Source organism: Rhodococcus sp. PvP016 (assembly GCF_017832185.1).
Classification (GTDB): domain Bacteria; phylum Actinomycetota; class Actinomycetes; order Mycobacteriales; family Mycobacteriaceae; genus Rhodococcoides.
Window position 1 is genome coordinate 527,683 of record NZ_JAFIBH010000001.1, and the last position, 12,658, is coordinate 540,340.

Annotated in this window: 9 protein-coding genes and 1 pseudogene; 6 read left to right on the top strand and 4 right to left on the bottom strand. The window is 70.0% G+C overall.

Annotated features, from left to right (window positions below):
- Positions 1–85: 85 nt before the first annotated feature.
- Together JOE30_RS02370 and JOE30_RS02375 are read left to right on the top strand one after the other, a co-directional pair.
- Positions 86–1,435, top strand: a complete 1,350-nt coding sequence (locus JOE30_RS02370; RefSeq protein WP_027506192.1) for a 3-oxoacyl-ACP reductase — start codon at positions 86–88, stop codon at positions 1,433–1,435.
- A gap of 5 nt (positions 1,436–1,440) precedes the next feature.
- On the top strand, positions 1,441–2,322 hold the full coding sequence (locus JOE30_RS02375; RefSeq protein ID WP_204870707.1) for a MaoC/PaaZ C-terminal domain-containing protein: 882 nt from the start codon (positions 1,441–1,443) through the stop codon (positions 2,320–2,322).
- 45 nt (positions 2,323–2,367) lie between these two features.
- Here JOE30_RS02375 and JOE30_RS02380 read toward each other — a convergent pair whose 3' ends face one another.
- Positions 2,368–2,952, bottom strand: coding sequence for a TetR/AcrR family transcriptional regulator (locus tag JOE30_RS02380; RefSeq protein ID WP_027506190.1), 585 nt, complete (start codon positions 2,950–2,952; stop codon positions 2,368–2,370).
- A gap of 64 nt (positions 2,953–3,016) precedes the next feature.
- Entirely contained in the window at positions 3,017–4,198 is a 1,182-nt protein-coding gene (locus tag JOE30_RS02385; RefSeq protein ID WP_204869234.1) for a glycoside hydrolase family 3 N-terminal domain-containing protein, read from the bottom strand.
- An 85-nt stretch (positions 4,199–4,283) separates the two neighbouring features.
- Between JOE30_RS02385 and JOE30_RS02390 the strand changes: the two genes are divergently transcribed.
- Genes JOE30_RS02390 through JOE30_RS21595 form a run of 3 tightly spaced genes read left to right on the top strand, consistent with a single transcriptional unit; the run spans position 4,284 to position 9,239 of the window.
- On the top strand, positions 4,284–4,751 hold the full coding sequence (locus tag JOE30_RS02390; RefSeq protein ID WP_027506188.1) for a universal stress protein: 468 nt from the start codon (positions 4,284–4,286) through the stop codon (positions 4,749–4,751).
- Positions 4,752–4,767: 16 nt separating this feature from the next.
- Positions 4,768–4,929, top strand: coding sequence for a DUF2613 domain-containing protein (locus JOE30_RS02395; RefSeq protein WP_285186808.1), 162 nt, complete (start codon positions 4,768–4,770; stop codon positions 4,927–4,929).
- Positions 4,926–9,239: an alpha-(1->3)-arabinofuranosyltransferase gene (locus JOE30_RS21595; RefSeq protein WP_204870709.1), complete on the top strand. Its 4,314-nt coding sequence runs from the start codon at positions 4,926–4,928 to the stop codon at positions 9,237–9,239. Before JOE30_RS02395 ends, JOE30_RS21595 begins: the two co-directional genes overlap by 4 nt.
- Positions 9,240–9,256: 17 nt before the next feature.
- Here JOE30_RS21595 and JOE30_RS02405 read toward each other — a convergent pair.
- Positions 9,257–10,441: pseudogene (locus tag JOE30_RS02405) on the bottom strand (acyltransferase family protein); the annotation flags it as partial.
- Between the two features lie 20 nt (positions 10,442–10,461).
- Here JOE30_RS02405 and JOE30_RS02410 point away from each other — a divergent pair.
- A complete protein-coding gene (locus JOE30_RS02410) occupies positions 10,462–11,589 on the top strand; it encodes a DUF3068 domain-containing protein (protein WP_204869235.1) in 1,128 nt (375 codons plus the stop codon).
- Positions 11,590–11,664: 75 nt separating this feature from the next.
- On the opposite strand, the gene JOE30_RS02415 is transcribed toward JOE30_RS02410, so the two are convergent.
- Positions 11,665–12,642 (bottom strand): alcohol dehydrogenase catalytic domain-containing protein, encoded by a 978-nt coding sequence (locus JOE30_RS02415; RefSeq protein ID WP_204869236.1) that lies wholly within the window; start codon positions 12,640–12,642, stop codon positions 11,665–11,667.
- Positions 12,643–12,658 lie beyond the last annotated feature (16 nt).

Below are 12,658 nucleotides of genomic sequence, written 5' to 3' on the forward strand. Positions count from 1 at the left end.
GGCCGCTTCGTCGTGGACTCTATTCTTACTCACGAGTAAGTTACTTGTCGATACCGTTCGACATACCCGACACGAAGGTAGGAACATGGCAGCCACCAAGGGAGCCCCTGACCTCTACTCGCAGTTCCTCTCCTCTGCTCCCGGCGCGTTTCTCGCCAAGCAGGCGGGACTGCCGAAGCCGGAGACTCTGCGTCGCTACCAGCCGGGTGAGCCTCCGCTCGCCGGCCCGGTCCTGATCGGCGGCAGCGGTCGCCTCGTCGAGCCGCTGCGCGTGCTGCTCTCGGACTACCCCGCCGCGAGCCCGCACGACGACAAGCTGGGCGGCCTCGTGTTCGACGCCACCGGCATCGAGAACATCGAGCAGCTCGAGCAGCTGTACCAGTTCTTCCAGCCCGCGGTCCGCAACCTCGGACCGTCGAGCCGCGTCGTCGTCCTCGGCACCACGCCCGAGGAGACCGGCGACATCGAGGAGCACATCGCTCAGCGCGCCCTCGAGGGCTTCACCCGCAGCGTCGGCAAGGAACTGCGCCGCGGCGGCACCGCGCAGCTGGTCTACGTCTCCCCCGACGCCGCGCCGGACCTGTCCGGTGTCGAGTCCACCCTGCGCTTCCTGCTCTCGGCCAAGTCCGCGTTCGTGTCCGGCCAGGTCATCGCCGTCGGCAAGGACGGGTCCACGGCTCCCGCCTCGTGGGACCGGCCGCTCGAGGGCAAGGTGGCCCTGGTCACCGGCGCCGCCCGCGGCATCGGTGCCACCATCGCCGAGGTGCTCTCGCGCGACGGCGCGCACGTCATCTGCGCCGACATCCCCGCGGCCGGCGAGGCCCTCTCACAGACTGCCAACAAGGTCGGCGGCACGTCGCTGGCACTCGACGTCACGGCTCCCGACGCCGCCGAGGTGCTCGAGAAGCACGTGAAGGAGCGCCACAGCGGCGGCCTCGACATCGTCGTCCACAACGCCGGCATCACGCGCGACAAGCTCCTCGCCAACATGGACGACGGCCGATGGAACTCCGTCATCGGCGTCAACCTCGCGGCGCCGCACCGCCTCACCACCGCTCTGGTGAAGTCCGGCACGTTGAACGACGGCGGCCGCGTCATCGACGTGTCCTCCATCGCCGGCATCGCCGGCAACCGCGGCCAGACCAACTACGGCACGTCCAAGGCGGGCGTCATCGGCCTGGTGCACGCCGAGGCACCCGAACTGGCGAAGAAGGACATCACCATCAACGCGGTGGCGCCCGGTTTCATCGAGACGGCCATGACGGCAGCCATTCCGTTCGCCACCCGCGAGGCCGGCCGACGGATGAGCTCGCTGCTGCAGGGCGGCCAGACCGTGGACGTCGCGGAGACCATCGCGTACTTCGCGAGCCCGGCCTCCAACGCCGTCACCGGTCAGATCGTCCGTGTGTGCGGCCAGTCCCTGATCGGAGCGTGAGCGACGTGGCCACGGTGATCCCGCTCGACGGCCCGCCGAGAATTCGCGACATCTACACCCGCGCGGCGCTCGACTCGCTGCCGATCATCGGCGGCGGGAAGCGCACCCCGACGGCACCGGACACGACGTACACCCTCAGCGGCATCCGCGTCGATCGGGACAACCTCGCGACGTACGCCAAGGTGACGGGTCTTCGTCTCAGTGACACGCTGCCGCTGACGTACCCGTTCACCCTGGTGTTCCCCACCGTGATGTCCCTCATGGTGTCCAAGGACTTCCCGTTCGCGGCGATGGGATCGGTGCACGCGGAGAACGTGATCGAGAGCTTCCGTCCCATCGGGACCTCGGAGCCGCTCGACATCGCGGTGCACGCGGAGAACGTCCGCGAGCACCGGAAAGGGCTGCTGGTCGACGTCATCAGCGACGTGTCGGTGGGCCGAGAGCTGGTGTGGCGGCAGACGTCCACCTTCCTCAGCCTCCAGAAGACGTCGCTGTCCGGTGGACCTCGCGAGGCACCGCCGGCCGACGAGGTCCCGCCGCCGCCCACCTCGACACTGCGGGTGGATCAGAAGACCATCTCGCGCTACGCGGCGGTGAGTGGCGACCGCAACCCGATCCACGTCTCGTCGCTGGGCGCCAAGGCCTTCGGCTTCCCGCGCACCATCGCTCACGGGATGTGGAGTGCGGCAGCCGTACTGGGCGCCGTCGACGGCAAGATTCAGGACCGTGTCACGTACTCGGTGCGCTTCGGCAAGCCGATCGTGTTGCCCGCCAAGATCAACGTCTACGCCGAGCGGGTGGGCACCGGCGTCGGGCCGGGACAGTGGGACGTGGCACTGAAGCACCCGAAGAAGGGCTATCCGTTCCTGACGGGCACCCTGCGCTGATCGTCGTGGCGGGGGCTGTGTCTCGCGGTCCCCGCCCTCACGGCGTCAGGCCCGAAGCCCCCGCCACGCCAGGCTCTCCAGAAGATCGACCGCCTGGTGTACGTCGATCTCGCCGCCGGCCACCCTGTCGGCCACGGCCTCGCCGGCACCGACCAGGGCAACGGCCATCAGTCCGAAGTTGTGTTCCGGCCGCGGGTCCTTGGTGCTCATCTCGAGCAGCGACGCGGTGAGACTGATCAACCGATCGCGGCTGCTCTGCACCTGGCCGGCGAAGGCCTGCTGGCCGATCGCCTGCCGGTAGAGCACCATCCACGACGAGCGATGCTCGTCCACGAACGTGAGGAACCCGAGCAGCGCCTTGCGCAACTGCTCGCGGGGAGTGAGCGTCGGGTCCGCCGCGGGAGTCATCGCGGCGACGAACTCGAGGCCCTCACGGTGGATGCACGCGGCGAAGAGTTCGTCCTTGCTGCCGTAGTACAGATACAGCATGGGTTTCGAGATCTCGGCCCGTGCGGCGATGGAATCCATCGACGTGCTGTGAAAGCCGTTCTCGGAGAACACCTCGATGGCGGCGTCGAGCATCTGCTGCTCGCGCACGGCGCGCGGCAACCGCTTGGTTCCGCCTGCCATGCGTCCTCCCCGGAGCTGTCCGCCGTACGACCTCCCGACTCTACGTCACCGTCCGCGGGACGAGTCAGGCGCAGCCGAGGGCGCCCTTGGCCGTGAGGACGGTCCGGGCCGCGTCGTCCACGCGCGCATCGCTCAATTCCCCGGACGCCACGGCCGCCTCGAGACGGTCGAGAACGCTCGGCACGGCGTCGGTGGTGATCCAGAGGGCGACGTCGGCTCCGGCGACGAGAGCGGCCAACGCCGCGTCCTCGATGCCCAATCGCGACGTGATCGCCGCCATGCCGGACAGGTCGTCGGTGAAGATCGGGCCGGTGAACGGCGCCGCCCCGTAGCCCGTGCCGTCACGCAGCAGCGCCATCGCGGCGGGACTGATGCTGGCGGGCACGCCCTCCGTCGTCAGGCCCGGAACGTCGAGGTGCCCGACCATGGCACCGACTCCGGTGGACACCAGATCGCGGAACGGAACCAGATCGCGGGCCTGCAGTTCGGACAGCGGCGGTGTCGTGACGGCGCCGGTGTGCGAGTCGCCCGATCCGGAGCCGTGCCCCGGGAAGTGCTTGATCACGGGCATCACCCCGGCGTCGCGGAGACCGCGCGCAGCAGCTCCGGCGTACGCGACGACGGTGGCGGGATCGTCCGAGTACGACCGGTCACCGATCACCGAGTCGTCGGGCTGGCTGCTCACGTCCACGTCGGGAGCGAAGTCGACGGTGATGCCGAGATCCCGCAGTCCGCGTCCTCGCTCGAGCCACATCTCGTACGTCTGCTCGGGGGTCATCGTGGCGGCGGTCTCGCGTGCCGACGGCACCGAACCGAGCAGGTCGGCAGCCCGCGACACCCGGCCGCCCTCCTCGTCGATCGTCACCATGACGTGCACGGTGGCGGCCGACTGCATGCGATCGACACCGCCGCCGGTGAGCATCGTCTTGTCGGTCCAGCTGCCCACGAACACACCACCCACCTGCTCGGCGCCCACCACCGCCACGGCGTCGTCGGTCCCCGTGACCCCGACCGTCAACAGTTGGGCGAGCCGTTGCCGCAGCGTCATGGAGTCGATGACGGTGGCACACGCATCGGGCGTGGCCGCGGGCATCTCGGACGTCGACACGACCGCCGACGGAGCCGAGGTCGATGCCGTGGCCGCGCCGGTGGTCGTGGGTGCGGGGGCCGCCGCGTCCCCCGTCCCGCACGCCGTCGTGGCGATCGCGCACGTCGCGACCAGGGTCAGAACTCGGCGCAGGTACATACCCGAAACGTTATCGCGTGAGCCTCCCCGCAACCCGACCACGACGGTAAGATCGTCAGCCACCGCCACAAGCCTGGAGGCTCTCATGTCGTGTGACGTCATGCTCATCGCGTACGACGGTTCGGACAACGCGCGTAGGGCGGTGGACTACGCCGGCAGATTCCTCCAGGCGAAACGCGCCATCGTGCTCACCGCGTGGGAACCGATGGTGCGACAGGCGGCCCGCATGTCCGGCCTGTCCGGAGTGATGGCGCCGGAGTGGCTGCCGGACGAGCAGACCGAGGACATCGCGCTCGCCGACGCGAAGGTCACCAACAGCGAGGGCCTCGAGCTGGCCGTCCGCGCCGGCATCAACGCCGACGGGCGCTGCGAGGAGTCGCACTCCGCCATCTGGACCACCATCGTCGAGACGGCGGACGAGGTGAACGCAGACATCATCGTCACCGGGACGCGCGGCCGGACCGGTCTGCGGTCGCTGCTGCAGTCGTCGTGCGCCGATCTCGTACTCAAGCACAGCCATCGCCCTGTACTGATCGTGCCGCCCGGCAGATGAGTGATAAGTTCTGCACGTGAAATCCGCAGCGATCAGTGCCGTCATCGGCGTCGTGCTGGGAGTGGCCGTGGTATTCGGCGCCACTGCCGCCGCCTCGTCGAACACCCGCCCCGAGGTCGATCGTTCCGGTAACGCCGAGTCCTCCCTCCTCAACCAGGTCGAGTACGGCAGCCGCTGACGTCCGATGCTCCCGTCACCGCGCCCGTAGGGGCCCGGTGGCGTTTCTTCTCTGCGGTCGGTGCGCTGGTCCTGGCGTTCCTGCAGGCTCCCGGCCTGACCGTTGCCGACACCAAGTACGACCTGACGCAGAACCCGCTGGGGTTCCTCTCGCGCGCGTCCCATCTGTGGACGTCCGACGCCACCTTCGGCCAGGTGCAGAACCAGGCGTACGGCTACTTCTTCCCGCACGGGTCGTTCTTCGCTCTCGGTGACGTGCTGGGGTTGCCCGGGTGGGTGACGCAGCGCCTGTGGTGGGCCGTGCTGATCTTCCTCGGGTTCTGGGGTGTCCTGCGGTTGTGCGAGGCCCTCGGGGTCGGGAGCCGCGGGTCGCGGGTGGTCGGTGCGCTCGCGTTCGTCCTCGCTCCGCGGGTGATCACCACCCTGGGGTCGATCAGTTCCGAGTCGCTGCCGATGATGCTGGCGCCGTGGGTACTGATCCCCCTGGTCCGGGTCTTCTCCGGCCGCGCCGTGAGCATTCCGCGCGCCGCCGCGTGTTCGGCGCTGGCCGTCGCGGCGATGGGTGCCGTGAACGCCGTGGCGACGGCGGCAGCCACCCTCGTGGCGGTCGTGTGGTGGCTCGCGCACAGGCCGGACGCCCGATGGCGCCGGTTCTCGCTGTGGTGGATCGGATGTCTCGTCGCCGCGACGACGTGGTGGCTGGTTCCCCTGTTCATCCTGCGCGGAGTCAGTCCACCGTTCCTCGACTACATCGAGTCGGCCGGCACGACGACGCAGTGGGCCTCGCTGGTCGAGGTCCTGCGCGGCACGAGCAGTTGGACACCGTTCGTCTCGCCGGAACGCATCGCCGGCGCTGTGGTGGTGACGCAACCCGCCGCGGTGATCGCCTCTGCCGTGGTGGCCGCGGCGGGAATGGCCGGGCTCTGCATGCGGTCGATGCCGGCACGCGGTCGGCTGACCCTGGTGCTGCTGATCGGGCTCGTGGGCATGACCGCCGGGTACGTCGGCGGACTGGCCTCCCCCGTCTCCGAGCAGGTGCGACTGTTCCTCGACACCTCCGGCGCGCCGCTGCGCAACATCCACAAGCTGGAACCGGTGATCCGTCTGCCGTTGGCGCTGGGCCTCGCACAGTTGCTGGCGCAGGTGCCGCTGCCGGGTTCGGTGCCGTCCCCCCGCTGGCGTCGCGCGGCGTCGCACCCGGAGCGTGAGCCACTGGTCGCCTTCGCCGCACTCGTGCTGGTGGCACTCACCGTCTCGACCTCGCTGGCCTGGACCGGGCGGCTCGCGCCGCGGGGCGCGTACGAGGCTGTTCCGGCCGAATGGTCCGACGCGGCGGGCTGGTTGGCCGACCACGCCGGCACCGGAGCCGAGGAGTCGCGTGCGCTCGTCGTTCCCGGTGCGCCCCTGGCCGCTCAGTTGTGGGGACTGACGCGGGACGAACCGTTGCAGGCGTTGGCGTCCTCGCCGTGGGCCGTCCGTGACGCGGTCCCCTTGGTGCCACCCGGCGCGATCCGCGCTCTCGACTCGGTGCAGCGGCTCCTGGCGGACGGCAGGCCGTCCGACGGGCTCGCCGACACGCTCGCATCGATGAACGTCCGCTACCTGGTGATGCGCAACGATCTCGACCCCGAGACGTCGCGTTCGACCCGGACCTCGCTGGCGCACCAGAGCATCGAGAACTCGCCCGGGCTCGAGCGGGTCGCGACCTTCGGCGACGACATCGGGCCCGGACGGGTGGACGGCATCGTCGCCGACTCCGACCTGCGCCCCACCTATCCCGCGATCGAGATCTTCGAGGCGACACCCGGCACCCCCGCCGTCGCCGGCCCGTACACGGTGGTGGCCGACGACGTGCCCCGAGTGCAGGGCGGGCCCGAGGTCCTCGCTCGTCTGAACGAGCACCGCGAGCGCGGCGGCCTGGACCCGACTCCGGCGGGACCGGTACTTCTCGACGGCGACGCCCGGGCCGCAGGGCTCAGGGTCGACGACGTCCTGGTGACGGACACCCCGATGAACCGCGAGGTGGACTTCGGCTCCGTCGACGATCACAGCAGCGCCCTGCGCACACCCGACGATCCCCGCCGCACACTCAATCTCGTGCCCGACTATCCGGTCGACGGTGCGCCGCTGGTCGAGGGCGCGTGGTCCGGTGCCCGGGTGTCCGTCTCCTCGTCGGCATCGGACGCCACCCAGTTCGGCGGCGCCTCACCCGGCAACGGTCCGGCGGCGGCCGTCGACGGCGACGCCGCGACGAGTTGGGTGAGCAACGGCCTCGAGAGCTCGGTCGGTCAGTGGATCCAGCTCGACCTCGATCGCCCGGTGCAGTCCGGCCTGCTCGACTTCCGCACCAGCCCCGGCGCTCTGGGGTCACCGGTGAAATGGGTCGAGATCGAGACGGACAACGGGACCGCGGCCGCACGCATCACCGAACCGGGCGATCCGGTGACCGTCTCACTGCCCGCCGGCACGACGACGCGGATCCGTGTGACAGCCACCGAGACCGAGAACGGTTCCATCGGCGCGCAGTTCGGCGTCAGCGACCTTCGGCTCACCGATTACACGGATCCCGATGCACCGGCACCGGTGATCATTCGGCACCTGACCGAGATGCCGGCTCCGGCCGACGGCGTCACGGTGACGGGATGGAATCTGGCACAGGAGCTTCCGGGACGCACAGGCTGCGTCGACACGCCCGATCGGGTGCGCTGCGCGGGTGGTGTGGCCGTCGAACCCGAGGAACTCGACAGCTTCCAGCGCACGCTCTCGGTTCCCAGTGGCACGGCGGTGACTCCCGAACTGTGGCTGCGCTCGCGTCAGTCGTCCGCGCTGGAAGATCTCCTGCAGGACGCCACACGTCCGCGGGCTCGGGGTGCGGCCGAGGTCACCGACGTCCGGGGGTCGACCTTCGCTCTCACGGACGGCGACGACCGCACGTCCTGGACCGCGAGCCAGGACTCGATCGAGGGCCGGGCCGGCACGTATCCCACCGTCACTCTCGAACTGCCGCAACCCGTTTCGGTCGACGGGCTCGACATCGCCCAGAGCCTCGGCGCACTGCCGTCTCATCCGACCAGGATCGCCGTGAACCTCGGGACCGGCCCCCAGGTCCGCGACGTCGACGCGGACGGCGACACCCGAGTCTCCCTCGAACCGGCGGTGACCGACCGGATCACCGTCTCGTTGGTGGAGTGGGACGACGTACTCGACCGCACGGCACTGGGATTCGACCAGGTGCGGCCTCCCGGCCTGGCCGAGATCACGGTGCTCTCCGAATCCGGTACCGCATCCGCGGGGGCGGCGTTCGATCCCGACCGCCCGATCGTGACGACGTGCGCGACCGGCCCCACCCTGACCATCGCGGATCAACTCGTCCGCACCGCCGTGTCGACGACGGCCGGGGCTGTGGCCACCGGCGCACCGATCCGCGCGTCTCTCTGCGAGGGCGATGTCCCCGTGGCGGCGAACGTCTCCAATCCTGTTCCGCTGCCCGCGGGTTCGCAATCCGTGTCGGTGGACCCGGGCGACGCCTTCGTCGTCGACAGCATCGTGTTGCGCACGGCGCCACTCGCTGCGTTCCCCGACGCCGGACCCACACCCGTGGCAGTCACCGCGGACGAGTGGACCGCCGACACCCGCCGCGTCGTCGTGACCGGGTCCTCGGCTCAGCGCATCCTCGTGGTGCCCGAGAGCACCAACCCGGGATGGGTGGCCACCCGCCCGAACGGCGAGGTGCTCACCCCGGTGATCGTGAACGGGTGGCAGCAGGGGTGGATCCTCCCCGCCGGCCTCTCGGGCGAGGTGACCCTGAGGTTCCCCGCCGACACCTGGTACCGGACGGCGATCGTCGCGGGCCTGGCGCTTCTCGCGGCTCTGGCGCTGATGGCGATGCGGCGGCGTCCGTCGGACCCCTCGGCGGCTCCGACACCCACCTGGCGACCCGCCCTCGTGGGCCACGCGGGGTTGTTCGTCGCCGTGTGGGTCATCGGTGGTCTCGCCGCACTCGGCTGGCTGGCGGTTCTCACCGTCGCGATCGCCGCCGTCGACCAACGCTGGGGGCCCCGTGTCCGCGGTCGAGTGCTCGTCGCGATCGCGGGACTCGGACTCAGTCTCGCCGGGGCGATGCTGTCGACCGGCCCCTGGCGTGATCCCGACGGCTACGTCGGGCACTCCGCCGTGATTCAGCTCGCCGCGCTGGCATCCGTGGGCGCCGTGGCGCTCGCGGCGCTCCCCTCGTTCGCCCGGATCCGGTCGGCCCTGCGCGCTTCCCGCCGACGCAGTGCGACGCGGACCGGTTCCTCCACCAACGCGTAGCTCGCCGCGGCGACCGGCAGCGTCAGCACGACGGTGGCACCGGCGACGAGGAGGAACTGCCCGCCGAACGGGGACACCCCCAGCACGGGGAACACCACGGCCAGCACCGCGAGGTGCCAGATGAAGATTCCGTACGACCACCGGCCGATCACCAGCGCGAACGGGCCCGACAGCCACCGGGTACGGACACCCGTTCCGACGGCCAGGGGCGCGACGAGACAGAAGGCCACCACGGCGCCCAGCGCCACCTTGACCGCGAACTGCCACGCCGACGGCGTCGTGAGGTCCTGCGCGCCTGCGATCGGGGTCGACGACGCCGCGAAGGCCACCGCCGCGATACCGGTGAGCAGCCGTCGCCGGCTCGCGATCCGGACGACCAGCGGGACGGCGGGCAGGTCGGAGTCTGATCTGGACTCGCGTAGTGCCAGGTCGGCAGCGGCCTCGGCCACCACCATCCCGGCCGCGAACCAGGCCAGGTAGCCGGGCAGCCAGTTCTCGATGTTCACGCCGTCCGCGGTGGAGATCGGAAGGAAGGTCCACCCGAGCGACAGTGCGGACACCCCGACCAGCACCGGCGTGCGCAGACGGGCTCGGGGCCCGCGGAGCCCGGCCATGGCGACCCCGATGAACGGGAGCAGCAGATAGAACGCCACCTCGACGGACAGCGACCACATCTGCGTCATGCCCTGCGTCAACGTCAACGGGACGAACACCTGCACGAGGGTCAGGTTGGCGATCCACACCCGGACGCCGCCACCCGCACCCGGCAGCAGGGCCAGCACGACGACGACGACGAGCCAGTACGCGGGCAGGATGCGCGCCGCGCGGTGCACCAGATAGGTACGGACGGACGGCCTCGGCCGCGAGCCGCGCGCAGCGGCCGCGTGGGGTCGCCACAGCAGGAACCCCGACAGCGCGAAGAACACGGCCACCGCGAGATCGAGACGGCCGAGCAGGGGGCCCACGACGGGTGTGCCCGTCGATCCCGTCTGGAAGGCGACGTGGGTCAGCAGCACGCCGACGGCCGCGAGACCGCGCATCCCTTCGAGCGCGGGCACGAATCCGCCGATGCGCGGATCGACGCGGGCCTTCTCTGCAGTGGTCATCGTCAGGAGAGTCTGCCGCATCGCACCCGAACTCGGAGCGGCCCAATACGTTAGTGTTCGACCCATCACGGCCGGTATGCACTGACAAGTGCACATGCACAAAGGGGACCTCCAGTATGGCGAACAGATCCACACCGACGCGTGTGATCCCGCCGATCCTCATCGGGCTCGGAGCTTTCTTCCTGATCATCGCGATCTTGATCCCGCTGTACACGGTCGGACGCCTCGAGAAGACGCCACTGGATCTCGAGATCACCAGCGTTTCCACCGGCACGGGGTCGGTGCTCGATTCGCGTTCGCTCACAGCGGGTTCCGCCGTCGTCGATCAGAACGTCCCCCTGATCTCCCAGCGCTTCGTCACCACGGAGGAGCCGTCCAATTCCGACGTCATCACCGTGCAGGCCGGCTCGTCGCTGCGACGCACCGACCGTCAGGGCGACACCGGTCTGCTCACCGCGACCGTCGACCGGGTGAGCCTGGACCGTGTGTCCTCCATGCCGGTCGACCCGGTCGGATCCATCCAGAGCCAGGCCGACAAGCCTGCCGAGGAAGTGCCCCACACGGGACTGCAGTACAAGTTCCCGTTCGACTCGCAGAAGCAGACGTACCCCTTCTTCGACACCGTGGCCCGCGAGAGCTACGACATGACCTTCGTCGAGGAGACGCAGATCGAGGGCGTCACGGTCTACCACTACACGCAGACCATCCCCGCGGTGGACCTGTCCGCTGTCGTGCCGTCGCCGGCCAACAAGCTCGCTCTCCCCGCCAGCACCTGGGGCGTCGACGGCGGCGCCACACCGATCACGATGACGCGGTACTACGAGAACACCCGTGACATCTACGTCGAGCCCGTCACCGGCGTCATCATCAAGGGTCAGGAGGACGTGCACCAGTACTACGCGCGCCGCGCCGGAACCCCCGAGGTGGATGTGGTCAAGGCCGTCATCGGCTTCGACGACAACACCGTGACCTACCAGCTCGGTCGCGCACAGGACGGCAAGGACCAGATCGCACTGATCGGCCGCACCGTGCCGATCGTCGCCGGCGTGCTCGGCGTCATCCTCCTCGCAGTCGGCATCGTGCTGCTCCTGCGCGGCGGCCGCACCACCCGCGGAACGCGTACGGTGGCCGACGGACCCACGACAGGACCTCGTACCTCCGGCGCCGGCTCACCTGCACCGGATCACGACTGGACGACGGACCGTACCGAGGAGATCCCCCGCACCAACCTCCGCAAGGACTGACGCCCGGCCTTCCCGTCAGGATTCGGCCGGCCTCCGGCCTTCCCGTCAGGATTCGGCCGGCCTCCGGCCTTCCCGTCAGGGAAGTAGCAGCGTCACTCCTGCAGACTCACCGAGGGCGTCCAGCGCGAGCTGGGCGTCCTCGAGTCGTCTGCGGCCCCCGATCATCGACTCCACGGCGGCGTGCGGGAGCGTGCGCAACAGTTCGGGGTACTCGTGGGCGGCCAGCCCGTGACTGCCGAGCACGTCGATCTCCCGCGCGATCACCACGTCCATCGACACGTGCGCGCCGCCCGGCAGCAACCCGATCTGGACGTGCCTGCCGCGCCGGCGCAGACCCCGGATCGCCTCGTCCGCCAACCCGGCATGTCCGGAGCACTCGAGCGCGACGTGCATGTCGTCGACCGGGGTCTGCGCCGTCCGAGCTGCACCGAGTCGGAGCGCCAGATCCAGCGCCGAGGTCGAGCGATCCACTGCCGTCACCTCCGCGCCCGTCCCGGACGCGATGATCACCGCGGACAGGCCGAGCCCACCGCACCCGTAGACGGCGACGCGCTCACCTGCCACCACGCGCGCGCGGCGATGAACCGCCCGCCACGCGGTCGCGTATCGGCATCCCAGCGTGGCTGCCACGTCGAACGACACCTCGTCCGGCAACGCGATCAGATTGGTCGCGGCATACCGGACGGCGACGAACTCGGCGTACGACCCGTCGTGAGTGAACCCGGGCTGTTCCTGACGGGGACACACCTGATGGTCGCCGGCAGCGCACGTCGGGCACGTCCCACACGCACACACGAAGGGAGTGGTGACGCGACGGCCGATCCAGTCGCGGTCGACGTCCGCACCCACGGCGACGACCGTTCCCGCGAACTCGTGGCCCGGAACGAACGGCAGTCGTACGTCGCCGTCGTGTCCCTGCCACGCGTGCCAGTCACTTCGGCACACCCCGGTGGCGGCCACCTGGATCACCGCACCGTCGGGAGCCGCGTCGGGACGGTCGATCTCCCGCACGGTTCCCGGTCGGCCGAACTCCTCGATCACCAGTGCACGCATGCATCGACACTACTTT

What these genes read in the sequence shown, in the direction of transcription:
- JOE30_RS02415 (WP_204869236.1), bottom strand. Translation starts at nt 12,642, where the DNA reads ATGCGTGCACTGGTGATCGAGGAGTTCGGCCGACCGGGAACCGTGCGG.
- JOE30_RS02410 (WP_204869235.1), top strand. Translation starts at nt 10,462, where the DNA reads ATGGCGAACAGATCCACACCGACGCGTGTGATCCCGCCGATCCTCATC.
- JOE30_RS02380 (WP_027506190.1), bottom strand. Translation starts at nt 2,952, where the DNA reads ATGGCAGGCGGAACCAAGCGGTTGCCGCGCGCCGTGCGCGAGCAGCAG.
- JOE30_RS02390 (WP_027506188.1), top strand. Translation starts at nt 4,284, where the DNA reads ATGTCGTGTGACGTCATGCTCATCGCGTACGACGGTTCGGACAACGCG.
- JOE30_RS02370 (WP_027506192.1), top strand. Translation starts at nt 86, where the DNA reads ATGGCAGCCACCAAGGGAGCCCCTGACCTCTACTCGCAGTTCCTCTCC.
- JOE30_RS02385 (WP_204869234.1), bottom strand. Translation starts at nt 4,198, where the DNA reads ATGTACCTGCGCCGAGTTCTGACCCTGGTCGCGACGTGCGCGATCGCC.